The following is a 17,754-nucleotide window of genomic DNA, read 5'->3' on the forward strand; positions in this document are numbered from 1 at the left end:
ACGCCGGACCGGCCGTGGAGCGCAGTCGGCGCGGCCGTCATCGCAGCCGCGGTCCGTGTTCCGGATGGAACAGGGCGTGCTGGACCGTGGGGCGCGCGCGATGCCGGGCAGGGCGAGGCGGGCGGCGGCCCGCGGCGGTGATGGATACCCGCTGGGGGTATGTTGGGCCGGCCGGGCCGGGCGCCGTGTACCGGCCGCCGACGCAGTTGGAGCACCCCGTGACGTACTCGTACCGCCACGCCGTGGCCGCCGCCATCGCCGGCCTGCTGGTCGCCGCGCCGGCGGCCTGCGCGGCACCGGCGAGCCAGCACCACCACGGCCACGACATGGCCGGCATGGACCATCACGCGATGTCCGCCGGGACGGGCCTGACCTCCGAGCTGAACGGCTACCGGCTGGACGGCGAGCTCGCCGCGGCGGCCGAGTACCGGTTCCGGATCAGCGGTCCGGACGGTCGGGTGGTGACCGCCTTCGTGCCGGAGCAGACCAAGCAGCTGCACTTCTACGCGATCCGCTCGGACCTGACCGGCTTCCAGCACCTGCACCCCTCGCTCGCCCCGGACGGCAGCTGGACCGCGCCGCTGACGCCGCTGGAGCCGGGGGACTGGCGGCTCTACACCTCCTTCACCCCCGGCAGCGGTCCCGGCAAGGGCTCCGCCCTGGTGCTCAGCCGGGCGGTCACGGTGCCCGGTGCGGCCACCCCCGCGGCGCTGCCGCCGGCCGCCGCCACCGCCGCGGTCGACGGCTACACCGTGACCGTGGCGGGTGCCCCGAAGGCCGGCGCGCTGAAGCTCACGGTGAGCCGGGACGGCCGGCCGGTGACCGATCTCCAGCCCTACCTGGAGAGCTTCGGGCACCTGACCGCCTTCCACGCGGGCGACCAGGCTTTCGCCCATCTGCACCCGGAGGGCGGCGCCGCCACCGGCGAGGGCGGTCCTGACCTGCGGTTCCACGCCGAGCTGCCGGGCGGCGGGGACTGGCGGCTGTTCCTCCAGTTCCAGACCGGCGGCACGCTGCACACCGCCGCACTGACCCTGCCGGCGATGCCGGCGAGCTGAATCCGACGCGCGCCGGGCGTGCGCCGGAGTCCGGGAGGGCACGCTCTCCCGGACTCCGGCGCAGGTGAGCGAAGATGGGTCGGTGACCATCTCTGAGCGCCCCCGCCTGATCGCCACCGACCTGGACGGCACGCTGCTCTGCGCCGGCGGGTCCGTCTCCGAGCGGACGGCTGCCGCACTGCGGGAGGCCGAGCGGGCCGGCATCCGGGTGGTCTTCGTGACCGGCCGGCCGCCGCGCTGGATGACCCAGCTGAGCGCGCACATCGGCGGCCACGGGGTGGCGATCTGCTCGAACGGCGGCGCCGTGGTGGACGTCCGGCGCGGTGAGCTGCTGGAGAGCTTCCCGCTGCGGGTGGCGGACGCGCAGGCGGTGGTGACCGCGCTGCGGGCCGAGCTGCCGGGCACCGCCTTCGCCTTCGAGTACCCCGGCGGCTTCGCCCGCGAGCCCGGCTACGAGCTGCGGATGTGGGGGTCGGACGAGGACCACCCGGTGGCCCCGGCCGAGCAGCTGCTCGGCGACGGCCGGGTGGCCGGCCTGTTCAAGCTGCTGGCCAAGCACCCCGAGCTGGACCCGGACGTCTTCCTCGCCCGGGCCCGGGTGGTGGCCGGCGGCCTGGCCGAGATCACCAGGTCGAGCCCGGTGGCGCTGCTGGAGATCAGCGCGCCGGGCGTCACCAAGGCGAGCACGCTGGCCCGCTGGTGCGCCGAGCAGGGCATCGACCGGTCCGAGGTGGTGGCCTTCGGCGACATGCCGAACGACCTGGAGATGCTGGCCTGGGCGGGCCGCTCGTACGCCGTGGCCAACGCGCACCCCGAGGTGCTGGCGGCGGTGGCGCAGCACACGGTGGGCAACGACGAGGACGGCGTGGCGGCGGTGATCGAGACCCTGCTCTGAGCCGCGCCCGGGTGCGGCGGCCCGACCGGTGACGTGTCGGTGGCACACGGTAGTCTGGCCGACCGTCAGTTCGACCCGTGCCACCGCCTTGGGGGATGAAAAGCCTTGTCCGTCCGCAGAGTTCTGTGCACCGTCGCCACCGCCGCCGTGGCGGCCCTGGCCCTGACCGGCTGCGACCCGTCCGGCGACACGGGCGGCCGGGCCGCCGCGCCGGCCGCGAGCACCCCCGCCGGCGGTACGCCGGGCGCGAGCACGGGCGCCGCGAGCTCCCCGGCCGCGGGCACGGGCACGCCGAAGGCGACCACGGATCCGGGCGACCCGGGTGCCGAGCCGGGGGCGGACTGCGGCGCTCCCCCGAAGCCGGCGGCCGGGCACCGGATGCTGAACGTCTCCAAGGCGTCCAGCGCCACGGTGTTCTATGCGAAGGAGACCCGGTTCGAGTGCGACCCCAATGACGGGCACTGGGCGGACGCGGGGGCGGAGAAGCCGTACACCTTCGCGGCCGGCGCCGTGGCCGAGCTGACCGACCTCTCGTTCCGGACCACGAAGGTCACCCTGGCGCAGCTCGCGCAGCACACCGCCAAGTGCCTGGACCACACCGAGGACCCGGAGAAGCGGCCCTGCTTCACCAACCTGACGTACGAGGTGGTGCTGGACGCCTCCGGCAAGGTGACCAAGGTGAGCGAGAAGTTCCACTCCTGACGGCGCCCCGGGTCAGTACCGGGCGGTCCAGCGGACCCGGGTGCCCTTGCCGTGCGGGCCCGGCTCGTGCCAGGCGTCGCCGCCGAGCGCCTCGGCCCGGCGGGCCAGGTTGCGCAGGCCGCTGCGGCGGCCGCCGTCCGGGATGCCGACCCCGTCGTCGGTGACGGTGAGCAGCACGCCGGGCTTGCCGGCCCGGTCGAGCGACTCCGGATCGCCGGGGACGGGGCGGCCTTCGTCGTCCAGGTGGACGGTGGCGGCGATCTCGACGGCGACCCGGGAGGCCCGGGCGTGCCGGGCCGTGTTGGAGAGCATCTCCCTGAGCGCGGCGAGGAGTTGGCGGGAGGCCTGCTCGCCGACCAGGCTCTCCACCGGGCCGGTGAAGGTGATGGTGGGCTTGAAGCCGAGCGCGGCGGCGGCCTGGCTGCCCTCGCGCAGCACCCTGGTCCGCAGGGTGTCGGGCTGGTCGTCGGTGTCGCCGTGCTGGAGCGCGTAGATGGTGGTGCGGACCTCCTGGATGGTGGCGTCCAGTTCGTCCACCGCGCGGCCGATACCGGTCCGCACCTCGGGCACCACCGCGCGGCGGGCCGCGCTCTCCAGCATCATGCCGGTGGCGAACAGCCGCTGGATGACCAGGTCGTGCAGGTCGCGGGCGATCCGGTCGCGGTCCTGGAAGACCGCCAGGCGCTGCTTGTCGCGCTGGCCCTCGGCCAGCCGCAGGGCGAGCGCGGCCTGCGAGGCGAAGGTCTGGGCGAGTTGCTTCTCGTCGTCGGTGAAGGGCGCCGAGCCCTGGTGCCGCCAGACGCACAGCCCGCCCAGCACCCGGCCGGAGGAGATCATCGGCACGGCCATCGACGGTCCGAAGCGGCGGGCCAGCCGGAGCACCACCGCGGGGTCGGAGGACATGTCCTCGAGGTAGACGCCCTCCCCCGCCATCAGGTTGGTGGCGAAGCTGCCGGGCGGCATCAGTTCGCCGTTGAGGTACTCGGCGACCTCCCCGGAGGCGTGCGCCACCCGCATCTGCCCGTCGACGGTGGGCAGCAGGATCATCCCGACGGCGGCGTCCGCCAGTTCCCGGACCTGCTCGGCGGCCACGGTGAGGGCGACCTTGGCCTCGTCGGTGGACAGCAGCGCGGTGGTGACGGCGGACGCGCCGGCGATCCAGCGCTCCCGGCGGCGCCCGTCCTCGTACAGCCGGGAGTTCTCGATCGCGACGCCGGCCGCGGCGGCCAGCGCGTGCACCACCTGTTCGTCCTCGGGGGTGAAGCCGCCGCCGCCCTTCTTCTCGGTCAGGTAGAGGTTGCCGAAGACCTCGTCGCGGACCCGGATCGGCTCGCCGAGGAAGGAGGTCATCGGCGGGTGGTGCGCGGGGAAGCCGGTGGAGCGCGGGTCCCGGCCGAGGTCGGCCAGGCGGAGCGGCTGCGGGTGGTCGATCAGGACGCCGAGGATGCCGCGTCCGGAGGGGAGATCGCCGATCGCGGCGGCGGTCGGGTCGTCGATGCCGACGTGGATGAAGTCGGAGAGCCCGGTGCCGTGCGGGGAGATCACCCCGAGTGCGGCGTACTTGGCGTCGACCAGTTCGGCCGCGCCGGTGGCGATCCGGTGCAGGGTGGCGTGCAGGTCCAGGCCGACCCCGACCGAGACCACGGCCTCCAGCAGCCGCTGCATCCGGTCGGTGACGGCGGCCGCCGACTGGAGGCGTTCGGAGACCTCGGTGACCAGGGTGTCCAGGCCGAGCGAGGAGATCTCCGGCACCCGGTGCGGTGCGGGGTCGGGCGGCCCGGGTCGCTCCGGCTGCTCGGGCGGGCGCTGCGGCGGGGTCTCCATGGGTCGAGGGTAATTTGCCCGGTTTGCGTTCGCCGCCCCGCCGGCCTCGCGGGCCCGTCCACCCCGCCCCACCACCCCGCCCCACCGGCCCGCCCTACCGGCCCGCCCGGTCGGCTCAGCGCGCTGCCAGCAGGGTGTCCGCCCGCTGCTCGACCTCGCGCATGGCGTTCAGCCGGCTGTCCGGGCGGGCGGTCAGCTCGGACCAGGCGCCGCGCTCCACCACCTCCCCCTGGTCCAGCACCAGCACCTCGTCCACGCTGCGGTCGTCCAGGCCGGCCAGCCGGTGGGTGATCAGCAGGGTGGTCCGGCCCTCGGTGGCGGCCAGCAGGTCGGCCGTGAGCGCGTCGGCGGTGGGCAGGTCGAGGTGCTCGGCGGGCTCGTCCAGGATCAGCACCGGGAAGTCGGCGAGCAGGGCCCTGGCCAGCGCCAGCCGCTGGCGCTGGCCGCCGGAGAGCCGGGCGCCGTGCTCGCCGACCATGGTGTCCAGGCCCTGCGGGAGGGTGTCCACCCAGTCCAGCAACCGGGCGCCGGCCAGGGCGGCGCGCAGCTCGGGTTCGGCGGCGGCGGGCCGGGCCAGCCGGAGGTTCTCGCGCAGCGAGCTGTCGAAGACGTGGGCGTCCTGGGCGCACAGGCCGATCACCCGGCGGAGCTCGTCGCCGGCGACCGAACGGCTGTCCACAGCCTGTGGACGGCCGGCGCCCAGGGTGACCTGGCCGGCTCGCTGGTCGAGGAAGCGCAGCAGGACCTGGGCCACCGTGGTCTTGCCGGAGCCGGAGGGGCCGACCACGGCGATCCGGCGGCCGGGGGCGAGGTCCAGGTCGAGGCCGCGGAGCGCGTCCCGCTGCTGCCCGGGCCAGCGGGCGGTGAGGCCGCGGACCGCGATCGGCAGCGCCGGCCCGGGCACGGCCCGCGGCTCGGCGGGCTCGACGACCGGCTCGGCGGCGGTCAGCAGCTCGTCCAGCCGGGCCCGGGCCGCCCGGCTGCGGGCGCGGAAGCGGGCGGCGGTCGGCATCCCGGCGACCGCCTCGAACGCGGCGAGCGGGGTGAGCACCACCAGCGCCAGGCAGACCCCGGGGAGCGCGCCGTGCGCCACGCCGTCCACCCCGGCGGCCGCGGTCGCGGCGACGGTGAGCCCGGTGACCAGGGCGATCAGGCCGGCCGAGAGTCCGGCGGTGGCGGCGGAGCGGGCGGCCAGCGCGGTCAGGCGCCGGTCGGCGGCGCGGGCTGCGGCCAGCCTGGCGGGCAGGGCGCCGGCCACCGTCAGTTCGGCGGTGCCGGTCAGGGTGTCCACCACGGCGACCGCCAACGCGCCCCGGGCCGGCGACTGCTGACGCTCTGAGCGGCCGGACAGCAAGGTCGCCAGAGCCGGTACGGCGGCGCCGGCCAGCAGCAGTCCGAGGGCGAGCAGCGCGCCGGCGAGCGGCAGGAAGGCGGCCAGCGCGGCGGCGGAGGCCAGCGAGACGACCACGGCGACCGCGGCGGGCAGCCGCCAGCGCAGGTGGTGGTCCTGCATCGCGTCCACGTCGGAGACCAGACGGGCCAGCAGGTCGCCCCGGCGGTACGCGGGCAGTCCGCCCGGCGCAAGGCGCTCCAGGCGGGCGTAGACGGCGGTCCGTACGCCCCCGAGTGCCTTGAGCACCGCGTCGTGCGCCACCAGCCGCTCGGCGTAGCGCAGGACGCTGCGGCCGATGCCGAAGGCCCGGACGGAGGTGACCGCCATCATCAGGTACAGCACCGGCGGCATCTCGGAGGCCCGGGAGATCAGCCAGCCGGAGGTGGCCATCAGCGCGACGGCGCAGCCCAGGGCGAGCGATCCGAGCAGCCCGGCGAGCGCGAGTCGGGGGCGTGCCGGGGCGTCCAGCGGCGGATCCGGTTCGACGGGCGCCGCGGGAGCGGGAGCCGGAGCGGGGACGGGGACGGGAACGGTCGAGGGCACCGGCGCGGCCGGCGCCGGGGCGGGGCCGGCCAACCTGTGGTGGTGGTCGGCGACGGCGAGCAGGGCGGGCCGGTGGGCGACCAGCAGGACGGTGCGGCCGACGGCCAGGGCCCGGACGGCCTCGACCACGGCGGCCTCGGCGGCGCCGTCCAGGTTGGCGGTCGGCTCGTCCAGCAGCACCAGCGGCCGGTCGGCGAGGATTGCCCGGGCCAGCGCGATCCGCTGCCGCTGGCCGGCCGACAGGCCCGCGCCGTCCTCGCCGAGCACGGTGTCGAGCCGGGCGAAGTCGAGCGCCCGGGCGGCGCCGAGGGCGGCCAGCACCTGCTGGTCGGTGGCCTCGGGCCGGGCCAGCCGGACGTTCTCGGCGACGGTGCCGGCGAACAGCTGGGGGCGCTGCGGCACCCAGGCGATCTGCCGCCGCCAGTCGGCCGGGTCGAGGTCGGCGAGGTCCTGGCCGTCGACCAGGACGCGGCCGGCGGTCGGCGGGGTGAAGCCCAGCAGCACCGAGAGCAGGGTGGATTTGCCGGCGCCGCTGGGGCCGGTGAGCGCGGTGGTGGTGCCGGGTTCGAGGGTGAGCGAGACCGCGTCCAGCGCGGGGGCGCCGCGGCCCGGCAGGGCGACGGTGACGCCGCTGAGCGTGATCGTCGCCGCGCCGGCGGCCGGGGCGGGCCGGGTGCCGGCCGCCGGGAGCGGGTGCTCCAGCACCTCGAAGATCTGCCCGGCGGCGGTCAGCCCCTCGACGCTGGAGTGGTAGAGCGCGCCGACCTGACGGATCGGCAGGTGGACCTCGGGGGCGAGGACCAGCACCAGCAGCCCGGTCTCCAGGTCGAGGGTGCCGTCGACCAGCCGGAAGCCGACCGAGACGGCGACCAGGGCGACCGACAGGGTGGCGAGCAGTTCCAGCGCGAAGGAGGAGACGAAGGCGATCCGCAGGGTCCGCAGGGTGGCCTTGCGGTACTCGTCGGTGATCCGGGAGATGGTGCGGGCCTGGGCCTTCGCCCGGCCGAAGACCTTGAGCGTGGGCAGGCCGGCGACCACGTCGAGGAAGTGGTGCGAGAGCCGGGCCAGGCCGTCCCACTGGCGGTCCATCCGGCTCTGGGTGGCCAGGCCGATCAGCACCATGAACAGCGGGATCAGCGGCAGGGTGCCGGCGATGACGGCGGCGGAGCGCCAGTCCGCGCCGAGGATCCGGGCCAGCACCACCGCCGGGACGACCACGGCCAGGGCCAGCTGCGGCAGGTAGCGGGCGAAGTAGTCGTCGAGGGCGTCGATGCCCCTGGTGGCCAGCGCGGTCAGCTCGCCGGTGCGCCGGCCCGCCAGGTAGGACGGGCCGAGCGCGGTGGCGTGCTCCAGCAGCCGGCGCCGCAGGGTGGACTTCACCCGGGCCACCGAGCGGTGTGCGGTCAGCTCGGTCAGCCAGGCCACCGCGGCCCGGCCGACCGCGGTGGCGGCCAGCCAGAGCAGCGGGGTGGTGAGCGCGTACTCGTGGCGCTGGAAGGCCCGGACCACGATCTCGGCGATCAGGCTCGCCTGGACGACCAGCAGGACCGCGCCCGCGCCGCCGAGCAGCACGGATCCGGCGAGGAACGCGCGGGTGGTGCGGGCGTGCGCGAGCAGCCTCGGGTCGACCGGCCGCAGCCGCTGCTGACGCTCCATCGGTGCGGCCCTCTCAGTGGTCGGCGGCGGGGACGGCGGCCGGGATGTGCTGGACGCCGATCCGCCGGCGGAACACCCAGTACGTCCAGCCCTGGTAGAGCAGCACGATCGGGGTGAAGACCACCGCGACCACGGTCATCACCTTGAGCGTGTAGGGCGAGGAGGCCGAGTTGGCGGCGGTCAGCGAGTAGGCCGGGTCCAGGGTGGAGGGCATCACGTCCGGGAAGAGCGACAGGAACAGCATCCCGACCGCGGCCACGATGGTCAGCCCGGAGAGGGCGAACGCCCATCCCTCCCGGCCGAGTTGGTTGGCCGCCAGGGCGCCGAGCAGGGCCCCGACCGCGATCACCACGGCGGCCAGGCTCCAGCCGTCGCCCCGGTGCGCCTGGGTCCAGATCAGGAAGACCAGCGCCAGCACGGCGGTGGCCAGGCCCAGCCCGAGTGCCTGGGCCCGGGCCCGCTCGCGGATGTCGCCGACGGTCTTCAGCGCGGCGAAGACCGCGCCGTGGAAGGTGAACAGCACCAGGGTGACCAGGCCGCCGAGGAGCGCGTACGGGTTGAGCAGGTCCCAGAAGGTGCCGACGTAGTTCTTCTCCCGGTCGATCGCCACGCCGTGCACGATGTTGGCGAAGGCCACGCCCCACAGGAAGGCGGGCAGCAGCGAGGTCCAGAAGATCGCCAGCTCCCAGTTGCGCTGCCAGCGCTCCCCGGTGCGCTTGGCCCGGTACTCGAAGGCCACGCCGCGCACGATCAGGCAGACCAGGATGATCAGCAGCGGGACGTAGAAGCCGCTGAACAGGGTGGCGTACCAGTCGGGGAAGGCCGCGAAGGTGGCGCCGCCGGCGGTGAGCAGCCAGACCTCGTTGCCGTCCCAGACCGGGCCGATGGTGTTGATCAGGACCCGGCGTTCGGCGGTGCCGCGGGCGAGCGTGCGGGTGAGGATGCCGATGCCGAAGTCGAAGCCCTCCAGGAAGAAGTAGCCGATCCACAGGACGGCGATGAGGAGGAACCAGAAGTCGTGGAGATGCATGCTCGTTCCGTCCTCAGTACGCGAAGGCGAGGGGCTTGTCGGCGTCCTCGTCCGAGGACGGGCCGCGCAGGGTCGGGTCCTTGGCCGGCGGCCGCTCCGAGGTGACCGGGCCGGCCTTGGCGTACTTGACCAGCAGCTTCACCTCGATCACGGCGAGGACCGCGTAGAGCAGGGTGAAGGTGGTGAGGGCGCCGATCTGGGTGCCGATGCCGACGTTGGGGGAGACCGCGTCGGCGGTGCGCATCAGGCCGAAGACCACCCAGGGCTGACGGCCCATCTCGGTGAAGATCCAGCCGAAGCTGTTGGCGATCAGCGGGAATCCCATCGTGAGGATGCCGATCCGCCAGCTCCACCTGGTCAGGAACGGGCCCATCTCGCGCGACCTGGTGAGCATCAGCTTCGGCGGTTCGTCCTCGGCGGTGCGGTGTTCGGGGGCGAGCCAGAACTTCCGCCGGGTGGTCCACAGGCCGATCAGCGCGGCCACGAAGGAGGTCATCCCGAAGCCGATCATGAGGCGGAAGCCCCAGTAGGTGACGAAGATGTTCGGGATGTAGTCGCGGGGCTGCCCGCCGTACTTCGCGGCCTCCGCCGCGGCGGTGTCGTTGATACCGGGGACGGGGGAGCTGAAGTTGCTGTTGGCCAGGAAGGACAGTATCCCGGGGATCTCCAGCTCGACCGAGTTGTGGCCCTCGTTGACGTTGCCCACCGCGAAGATCGAGAACGGCGCCGGGTCCTGGGTGTCCCAGAGCGCCTCGGCGGCGGCCATCTTCATCGGCTGCTGCTCGAACATGACCTTGGCCAGGGTGTCCCCGCTGAGCGCCGTGCCGAGGCCGCCGAGCACCGCGATCACCAGGGCGACCCGCAGCGAGGTGCGCATGGCCGCCGTCCTGCGGCGGTCGGTCTCCTTGCCGCGCTTGGCCCGCCACAGGTGGTACGAGGCGATGCCGACCATGAAGGCGGCGCCGGTCAGGAAGGCCGCGGTCATGGTGTGGAAGACCTGCACCAGGGTGGTGTTCTGGAACAGCACCCGGCCGATGTCGGTGAGCTGGGCCTTGCCGGTGGCCGGGTCGATCCGGTAGCCGACCGGGTGCTGCATCCAGGAGTTGGCGGCCAGGATGAAGTAGCCGGACAGCACCGTGCCGATCGCCACCATCCAGATGCAGGCGCAGTGGATCTTCTTCGGCAGCCGGTCCCAGCCGAAGATCCACAGGCCGATGAAGGTGGACTCGAAGAAGAAGGCGATCAGCGCCTCCATCGCCAGCGGGGCGCCGAACACGTCACCGACGAAGCGCGAGTAGTCGGACCAGTTCATCCCGAACTGGAACTCCTGGACGATGCCGGTGACCACGCCCATCGCGATGTTGATCAGGAAGAGCTTCCCCCAGAACCGGGTGGCGTGGAAGTACTTCTCCTTGCCCGTGCGCACCCAGGCGGTCTGCAGCCCCGCCACGATCGCGGACAGGCTGATGGTCAGTGGGACGAAGAGGAAGTGGTAGACGGTGGTGACTCCGAACTGCCACCGCGCGATGGTCTCGTGAGCGATTGCTAGCTCCACTGCGCCCTCTCTCTGCTCTGCTGGGCCTACCCTGTTCCACCACATTGCGGACAAAGCGCATGACTAGCACGAAACCGGTACCAGCCCTGCCAAGCTTGTCCGCTTGTGAACGTGAACACGTTCACAAGCTCAGTATCCACCATGCTTATCCGCGTTCGAACAGGGGGGTGGGAAATTCGACGACCGACTCGGTCAAGCTGATGATCGGACCCGTCGGGTGGGCCTCACAAGACCGTTCCGGGCCGCCTCCTTGGACGGTCGGGCCCTTGACAGGACGGCCGTCAGCGCTGGTGCGGCAGCTGCAACCGGAAGGCCGCGCCCCGGCCGGGGGCGGTGTCCAGGGTCAGCGCACCACCGTGCGCCCGCACCAGGGCGGAGGCGATCGCCAGCCCGAGCCCGGCGCCACCGCCGTCGTGGCGGCTGCGGGAGGCGTCCACCCGGTAGAACCGCTCGAAGACCTGGACGGCCTGACCCGGGCTCAGGCCGGGGCCCTGGTCGGCGACCTCCAGCAGACACCCGCCGTCGACGGTGCCGACCCCGATCCGCACGGCGGTGCCCGGCGGGGTGTGCTTGACCGCGTTGCCCACCAGGTTGGTCACCACCTGGCGGAGCCTGGCCTCGTCGCCGAGCACCGGCGCGGCCTGCGGGGCACCGGTGCCGTCCGGACCGGTGAGCGCGACCGGCCGGCCCGGGTCGAGCGCCGTCAGGTCGTGCAGGGCGTCGGCCGCCAGGGTGCGCAGGTCCATCGGTTCGAGGTCGAGCGGGCGCTCCTCGTCCAACCGGGCCAGCGTCAGCAGGTCCTCGACCAGTCCGCCGAGCCGGACGGCCTCGCTCTCGATCCGGTCCATCGCCCGGTCCACGTCCGACAGCGCGCCCATCCGGTGCAGCTCGGCGAAGCCCCGGATGCCGGCCAGCGGGGTACGCAGCTCGTGCGAGGCGTCCGCGACGAAGCGCCGCATCCGGGCCTCGGAGGCGGCCTGCGCGGAGAAGGCGGACTCGATCTGGCTGAGCATCCCGTTCAGGGCCGTGGACAGCCGGCCGACCTCGGTGCGCTGCCCGAGGTCGGGCATCCGGTGCGACAGCTCGCCCGAGGCGATCCGCTGGGCCCCCTGCTCGATCTTCCGCAGCGGCCGCAGCCCGGCCCGGACGGCGAACGCGCCGAGCGCCGCGATCCCCAGCAGCACCACCCCGCCGATGGTCAGGAAGGTGGTGCGCAGCCGGCCCAGCACCGCGTCCACGTCGTCCAGCGAGACGGCGACCAGCAGGTAGCCCGGAGCGGCGAAGTCGCTGTTCGTGGCGGTCACGGCGCCGGCCGTGCCGCCGGTGCCGCTGACTCCGGTGCCGCCGGTGCCGCTGGCTCCGGTGCCGCCGGTGCCTGACGCCGGACGCTGCATCGGCAGCACCAGCACCCGCCAGCTGCCCTCGCCGCGCTCCCCCGGGACGGTGAAGCACTCGGTGCCCCGGGCGGAGATCGCCGACGGGGTCAGCCGGGCCACCTTGGGCAGCGGGTCGGTGTCGTCGATCGGCTGCCGGTAGACCTCCTGCACAGCGGCGTCGGCGCCCAGGTACTGGACCACGTACTGGCTGGGCAGGAACGGGCCGGGCCGCCGGCCGCCCGGGCCGCCCGGGGCCCACTGACCGCCCTGGGACCACTGATCGGCCTGCCCTTGGCCGCTCTGGCCCTGGCCCGTCTGTCCTTGGCCCGTCTGTCCTTGGCCCGTCTGTCCTTGGCCCGTCTGTCCTTGGCCGGCCTGCCCCTGGCCCGTCTGCCCCTGACCGGCCTGGCCCTGCCCCGTCTGGCCCGGACCGCCGGCCCGGGGGCCGGCGCCCTGGCCGGTGGGGCCGACGAAGCGGCCGGGGGCCCGGTGGGAGAGCGGCTGGGCGAACCGCTCCAGCTGCTGGTCGGCCCGCTCGACCAGCTGGACCTTGACCGCTCCGAGCACCAGGGTGTCGCTCACCACCAGCCCGGTGGTGACCAGCAGCAGGGCCAGCACCAGCAGCCGGGCGCGCAGCGAGAGCCTGGCGACGAGACGCACTGCGCCGTCAGCCCTGCGGCGGCCGGCGCAGGGCGTAGCCGATGCCGCGCACGGTGTGGATCAGCTTGGGCCCGTGCGCGGAGCCGGAGTCCAGCTTGCGGCGCAGGTAGGAGATGTACGACTCGACGATCGACAGGTCGCCGCCGAAGTCGTAGGCCCAGACGTGGTCGAGGATCTGCGCCTTGGAGACCACCCGGCCGACGTTGGCCAGCAGGTAGTGCAGCAGCTTGAACTCGGTCGGCGAGAGCGAGACCGGGACGCCCGCCCTGGTCACCTCGTGCGCCAGCGGGTCGAGCACCAGGTCGGCGACGACCAGCCGGCCGTCCTCGGCCGGCCCGCCGGCCCGGCGCAGGATCGCCCGGATCCGGGCGATCAGCTCCTCCAGGCTGAACGGCTTGGTGACGTAGTCGTCCGCGCCGACCGCCAGGCCCTGCACCTTGTCGCCGGTGCCGTCCTTGGCGGTGAGGAAGAGCACCGGGACGTGCTCGCCGCCCTGCGGCCACTGGGTCTGCTCGCGCAGCCGCTGCACCACCGCGAAGCCGTCCAGGTCCGGCAGCATCACGTCGAGCACCACCAGGTCCGGGCGCTCGGCGGCGACGGCGGCGAGCGCCTCCTCGCCGGTGGCCGCCGAGGCGACCCGGAAGCCGGAGAACCGGAGCGAGGCCGAGAGCAGCTCCCGGATGTTCGGCTCGTCGTCCACGACGAGCAGGAAGGCCTCGCCCGAGGCCCCGCCGGCGCCCGGGGCGGTGCCGACGCCCGGGCCGCCGGCCGGCTGCGCTGTCCCTGACACGGTGATCCGCCTCCCGGTCGGTCGATGGTTGCTCATCGGACGATAGCCCGGGGAGGCTACGCGCGGTTGATGAAGGTTGGATTAAACCTCTGCGGGACCGGTTTCGGCCAACCCGGCGGCGCGCCCTGCGCCGCCGGGTGCCGCCGCTCAGTTCCCGCCGGTGCCGCCGCCGGTACCGGCCCCGCCGGTGCCCGCGCCGCCGGCCGCGCCGCCCCGGCCGCCGAAGCCGCCCGGGAAGCCGGCCGCGCCCTCGGTCAGCTGGGTGGCCGTGAAGCCGCCGTCCGCGGCCTTGCTGCCGACCACGGTGACGCTCTGGCCGGGCTGCAGGTCGCCGACCTTGCCGTCCTTGTTGAGGGTGACCTTGGTGGAGTCGCCGGTGGTCACCTTCACGGTGTTGCCGGCCGCGTCGGTCAGGTAGACGGTGCTCCCGTCGACCTGCTTGACCGTGCCGCGGGTGAAGCCCGCGCCCGCGCCGCCAGGGCCGCCGCCCTGACCACCGCCCTGGCCCTGGCCGTTCTGCCCCTGGCCGTTCTGGCCCTGGCCGAAGCCGCCGCGGCGGCCCGCGTTCTGGCCGTTCTGCCCCTGGCCGCCGGCCGCCACCCGCTGGCCGCCGCCGGCCGGGGCGTTGTCCTTCTGGTACCAGACGCCGCCGGCGAAGGACAGCACGGCTATCACGCAGCCGGCCAGCACCAGGGTCGGCCAGGGCAGCTTGCGGCGCGGCGGGGCGGCCAGCTCGGCGGTGACGTCGCGGGCGTCCGGCGCGGTCGCCAGCACCTCGGTCGGGGACTCGTTCTCGGTGGACATGGGGATGGCACTCCTGATCCGTCTAGGGGTTCACTCGTGACGCAGGGCGTCGATCGGGCGCAGCCGGGCGGCCCGGTTGGCGGGGTAGCTGCCGAAGAACAGGCCGATCGCCACGGCGATGCCGAAGGCGCCGAGCACCGACTCGGGGATCACCACCGGCTTGATGCCGACGATGCTGAAGTGCGAGCCGAGCAGGCCGGCCAGCACTCCGAGGCCGGCGCCCAGCACCGAGAGCAGGGTGGACTCCAGCAGGAACTGGCCGAGGACGACCGCCCGGGGCGCGCCGAGCGCCTTGCGGATGCCGATCTCCCTGGTCCGCTCGGTGACCGTGACCAGCATGATGTTGGTGATGCCGATCCCGCCGACCAGCAGCGAGATCGCGGCCACCGCGCCGAGCAGCACGGTGAAGGTCTGGGTGGTGCTCTCCCGGGCGGTCAGCAGCGAGGACTGGCTGCTGATCCGGAAGTCGGCCTTGGTCGGGTCGGCGATGGCGTGGGTGCCGAGCAGGATCCGGCTGACGTCGTTCTGCGCCTCGGTGGTCCGCTCGGCGGAGGTGGCCTGCACCAGGATCTGGTTGACCGAGCCGAAGCCGGTGAAAGCGTTCTGCACGGTGGGCAGCGGGGCAACCACGACGTCGTCCGGGTCGTTGAAGCCGGTGCTGCCCTTGGTCTGCAGCACGCCCACCACGGTGAACGGAGTGGAGCCGATGGTGATCCGCTTGCCGACCGGATCCTCGGTGTCGAACAGCTGCTTGGCGGTGGCCGAGCCGAGCACCGCCACCTTGCGGGAGTTGAGCACGTCGTCCTCGGAGAAGTAGTCGCCGTGGGCGATCTTCTGATTGGACGTCTCGAAGTACGCGGGGTAGGTGCCGACGATCGATCCGGGCTGGTACGAGATGTTCCCGTAGAGCGCGGTGGCGGTCGCGGTGACCACCGGGGCGACCGACTTGATGGCCGGGGCGTCGGTGGCGGTGGCGAGCGCCTTGGCGTCGGCCACGGTCAGCTTCTTGGCCGCCGTGGCGGCGCCGCGGGCCCCGTTGGCCGACACCGTCAGCGAGTTGGTGCCGAGTGCGGTGATCGAGTCCTTGACCGCGACCGAGGAGCCGTTGCCGACCGCCAGCAGCACGATCACGGCGGCGACGCCGATCAGCACCCCGAGCATGGTGAGCGCCGAGCGCACCTTGTTGGCCGCCAGCCCGCCGAGCGCGAACCGGAGCATCTGCCAGAACATCATGCGCCCACCCCCACGCCGAGCGCGGGCGGCGGACCGGAGACCTTCGCCTGCCGGACGTCGCTCACGATCGCGCCGTCCACCAGTCGGACCACCCGCTTGGCGTGCCGGGCGACCTCGTCCTCGTGGGTGATCAGCACCACCGTGCGGCCCTCGGCGTTCAGCCCGTCGATGATCGACAGCACCTCCTCGGTGGAGTGGCTGTCGAGGTTCCCGGTGGGCTCGTCGGCGAGCAGCATGGCCGGGGAGGTGACCAGGGCCCGGGCCACCGCGACCCGCTGCTGCTGGCCGCCGGAGAGCTGGTTGGGCTTGTGCCCGGCCCGGCCGGCGAGGCCGACCATGGTGAGGGCGGCCAGCGCTCGGCGCCGGCGCTCGGCGGCGCGCACGCCCGCGTAGGCGAGCGGCAGTTCCACCTGGGCGAGCGCCGTGGTGCGCGGCACCAGGTTGAAGGACTGGAAGACGAACCCGATCTTGCGGTTGCGGACCAGCGACAGCTGGCCCTCGTCCAGGTGCCCGACGTCGATGCCGTCCAGCAGGTAGCGGCCGGAGGTCGGTACGTCCAGGCAGCCGAGGATGTTCATCAGCGTCGACTTGCCCGAGCCGGAGCTGCCCATCACCGCGACGAAGTCGCCCTGCTCGATGTCGAGGCTGACCCCGAGCGGCTCGCCGCTGCCGGGCGCGGACGGGCCGCGCAGGGCGTGCACGACGGCGTCGCCGTGGCCGTAGGACTTGATCACCCGGCGGATCTGGATCACCGGGGGCTGTTGCTCGGTCATCAGCCGCGGCCCCCGCCGCCGGTGCGGGTGGTGCCGCCACCCGCGCCGCCGCCCGTGCCGCCGCCGAAGCCGCCCACCGCACCGGCGCCGCCGATGCCTCCGGTGCCGCCGGCGCCGGGGAAGCGGCCGCTGGGGAAGCCGTTGCCGGTCCCCGCCGTGGTGCTGGTGAGCTCGACCTGGTCGCCCTCGGCGAGACCGTCCACCACCTGCACGGTGGCGTCGCCCTCGACACCGACCGTCACGGTGACCCGCTCGGTGCTGCCGTCCTGGTGCACCACGGTCGCCGTCCGGCTGGTGCCGGTGCCGGCCAGGGCCGCGGTGGGCACCGACAGCGCGTTGTCCGCCTCGCCGGTGACCACCGAGATGGTGGCGCTCAGGCCGGTGCGCAGCTTGCTGGTGTCGCCGCTGATCTGCAGGGTGGCGCCGTACTGCACCGCGCCGGAGGAGCCGCTGGACGTGGTGGGCAGCGAGCTGACCGACAGCACGGTGGCGTTGAGCTTGGTGTCGGACTGCGCGTTGAGGGTGACGGTGGCCGCCTGGCCCTTCTTGAGCTTCAGCGAGTCCAGTTCGGAGAAGGCCGCGGTGACCTGCATCCCGGTCGGGTTGGTGAGCACCACGAAGCCGGTCGGGGTGGTGGAGGTGCCGGTGGTCTTGGTGGAGCTGCCGGTCGAGCCGCCTGAGCTGCCGGACCCGCCGGAGCCGGTGCCGGTGCCGGACACGGTGTCGCCGACCTTGCCGCCGATCGAGGCGACCGTGCCGTCCGCGGGCGCGGTCAGCGTGGTGCCGGCCAGCGCGGCCTTGGCGTTGGTGAGGGTGGTCTCGGCGGCGTCCACCTGCTGCTGGGCCTGGGCGACCTGGGCCTGGTCCACCTTGGTGGTGGTGACCGTGGTGGTCTGCGGGGCCGGGGTCGCGCTGCCTCCGGTGCCGGTGCCGGAGCCGCTGCGGCCGGAGCCGCCCGAACCGGTGGCGCCGCCGGACGGCAGCTGCTTGGTGGTGGTCACGGTCTCGCCGGCCTCGGCCTTGGTGAGGTTGGCCTCGGCGGTGTTGAGGGCCGAGGTGGCCGCGTTCACCTGCTGCTGGGCGGTGGTGGTGTCGACGGTGGCGAGCACCTCGCCGGCCTTGACGGTGTCGCCGACGGCCACCTTGACCGCGGTGACCCGGCCCCCGGTGGTGAAGTCGAGGCCGGCGTCGCTGGGCGAGGCCAGGGTGCCGGAACCGGACACGGTGGCCAGGACGGTGCCCTTGGCCACGGCGGCGGTGCGCACCGCGGACTTGCTCGCGGCGGAGCTGGTGCCGCCGTCGAGGGTGGTGTACGCCAGCGCGGCCCCACCCAACAGGGCCACACCGAGCGCGGAGTTGAGGAGGACGGCACCACGCCGTCGCGGGAGGACCTTCATGCCGGACAGCTTCGCGCCGCGCCCTTTCGGGATCCTGGGCCCGGGCTGGGAGGTTCCTGACCGGT

13 protein-coding genes are annotated in these 17,754 nt (G+C 74.0%); 3 read left to right on the forward strand and 10 right to left on the reverse strand.

Annotated elements, in window-relative coordinates:
- The first annotated feature begins 218 nt into the window (after positions 1 to 218).
- The 3 genes from AB0K43_RS06365 to AB0K43_RS06375 all read left to right on the forward strand — a co-directional run bounded on the left by AB0K43_RS06365 (position 219) and on the right by AB0K43_RS06375 (position 2,655).
- Positions 219 to 1,058 (forward strand): hypothetical protein, encoded by an 840-nt coding sequence (locus AB0K43_RS06365; RefSeq protein ID WP_363636385.1) that lies wholly within the window; start codon positions 219 to 221, stop codon positions 1,056 to 1,058.
- Positions 1,059 to 1,140: 82 nt separating this feature from the next.
- Complete coding sequence (locus tag AB0K43_RS06370; protein ID WP_363636387.1) at positions 1,141 to 1,953, forward strand: HAD family hydrolase; 813 nt, start codon at positions 1,141 to 1,143, stop codon at positions 1,951 to 1,953.
- A 105-nt stretch (positions 1,954 to 2,058) separates the two neighbouring features.
- Positions 2,059 to 2,655 carry a hypothetical protein gene (locus tag AB0K43_RS06375; protein ID WP_363636389.1) on the forward strand — a complete coding sequence of 199 codons (597 nt, stop codon included), beginning with the start codon at positions 2,059 to 2,061 and terminating at the stop codon, positions 2,653 to 2,655.
- Between the two features lie 12 nt (positions 2,656 to 2,667).
- Here AB0K43_RS06375 and AB0K43_RS06380 read toward each other — a convergent pair whose 3' ends face one another.
- From AB0K43_RS06380 to AB0K43_RS06425, 10 genes are all read right to left on the reverse strand, one after another.
- A complete protein-coding gene (locus tag AB0K43_RS06380) occupies positions 2,668 to 4,479 on the reverse strand; it encodes a GAF domain-containing protein (protein WP_363636391.1) in 1,812 nt (603 codons plus the stop codon).
- 115 nt (positions 4,480 to 4,594) lie between these two features.
- The gene (cydD, locus tag AB0K43_RS06385) at positions 4,595 to 8,071 is read right to left on the reverse strand and encodes a thiol reductant ABC exporter subunit CydD (protein ID WP_363636393.1); all 3,477 of its coding nucleotides are present in this window, start codon (positions 8,069 to 8,071) and stop codon (positions 4,595 to 4,597) included.
- Between the two features lie 13 nt (positions 8,072 to 8,084).
- The gene (gene cydB, locus AB0K43_RS06390) at positions 8,085 to 9,101 is read right to left on the reverse strand and encodes a cytochrome d ubiquinol oxidase subunit II (protein WP_363636395.1); all 1,017 of its coding nucleotides are present in this window, start codon (positions 9,099 to 9,101) and stop codon (positions 8,085 to 8,087) included.
- Between the two features lie 13 nt (positions 9,102 to 9,114).
- The gene (locus tag AB0K43_RS06395; protein WP_363636397.1) at positions 9,115 to 10,656 is read right to left on the reverse strand and encodes a cytochrome ubiquinol oxidase subunit I; all 1,542 of its coding nucleotides are present in this window, start codon (positions 10,654 to 10,656) and stop codon (positions 9,115 to 9,117) included.
- 281 nt (positions 10,657 to 10,937) lie between these two features.
- Positions 10,938 to 12,692, reverse strand: coding sequence for a HAMP domain-containing sensor histidine kinase (locus AB0K43_RS06400; RefSeq protein ID WP_363636399.1), 1,755 nt, complete (start codon positions 12,690 to 12,692; stop codon positions 10,938 to 10,940).
- A gap of 7 nt (positions 12,693 to 12,699) precedes the next feature.
- Positions 12,700 to 13,401: a response regulator transcription factor gene (locus AB0K43_RS06405; RefSeq protein ID WP_363636734.1), complete on the reverse strand. Its 702-nt coding sequence runs from the start codon at positions 13,399 to 13,401 to the stop codon at positions 12,700 to 12,702.
- 228 nt (positions 13,402 to 13,629) lie between these two features.
- The gene (locus AB0K43_RS06410) at positions 13,630 to 14,286 is read right to left on the reverse strand and encodes a hypothetical protein (protein ID WP_363636401.1); all 657 of its coding nucleotides are present in this window, start codon (positions 14,284 to 14,286) and stop codon (positions 13,630 to 13,632) included.
- Positions 14,287 to 14,316: 30 nt separating this feature from the next.
- Positions 14,317 to 15,519 carry an ABC transporter permease gene (locus tag AB0K43_RS06415; protein WP_363636403.1) on the reverse strand — a complete coding sequence of 401 codons (1,203 nt, stop codon included), beginning with the start codon at positions 15,517 to 15,519 and terminating at the stop codon, positions 14,317 to 14,319.
- Positions 15,516 to 16,292, reverse strand: a complete 777-nt coding sequence (locus tag AB0K43_RS06420; RefSeq protein ID WP_363636405.1) for an ABC transporter ATP-binding protein — start codon at positions 16,290 to 16,292, stop codon at positions 15,516 to 15,518. Before AB0K43_RS06420 ends, AB0K43_RS06415 begins: the two co-directional genes overlap by 4 nt.
- A complete protein-coding gene (locus tag AB0K43_RS06425; protein ID WP_363636407.1) occupies positions 16,292 to 17,689 on the reverse strand; it encodes a biotin/lipoyl-binding protein in 1,398 nt (465 codons plus the stop codon). The genes AB0K43_RS06420 and AB0K43_RS06425 overlap by 1 nt, the downstream gene beginning before the upstream one ends.
- Between the last annotated feature and the right edge of the window lie 65 nt (positions 17,690 to 17,754).

Origin of the sequence: Kitasatospora sp. NPDC049258 (assembly GCF_040678895.1) — a bacterium.
Taxonomy (GTDB): Bacteria; Actinomycetota; Actinomycetes; order Streptomycetales; family Streptomycetaceae; genus Kitasatospora.

Coding starts and splice junctions, on each gene's coding strand:
- AB0K43_RS06380 (WP_363636391.1), bottom strand. CDS start 4,479: ATGGAGACCCCGCCGCAGCGCCCGCCCGAGCAGCCGGAGCGACCCGGG.
- cydD (WP_363636393.1), bottom strand. CDS start 8,071: ATGGAGCGTCAGCAGCGGCTGCGGCCGGTCGACCCGAGGCTGCTCGCG.
- cydB (WP_363636395.1), bottom strand. CDS start 9,101: ATGCATCTCCACGACTTCTGGTTCCTCCTCATCGCCGTCCTGTGGATC.
- AB0K43_RS06410 (WP_363636401.1), bottom strand. CDS start 14,286: ATGTCCACCGAGAACGAGTCCCCGACCGAGGTGCTGGCGACCGCGCCG.
- AB0K43_RS06415 (WP_363636403.1), bottom strand. CDS start 15,519: ATGATGTTCTGGCAGATGCTCCGGTTCGCGCTCGGCGGGCTGGCGGCC.
- AB0K43_RS06420 (WP_363636405.1), bottom strand. CDS start 16,292: ATGACCGAGCAACAGCCCCCGGTGATCCAGATCCGCCGGGTGATCAAG.
- AB0K43_RS06425 (WP_363636407.1), bottom strand. CDS start 17,689: ATGAAGGTCCTCCCGCGACGGCGTGGTGCCGTCCTCCTCAACTCCGCG.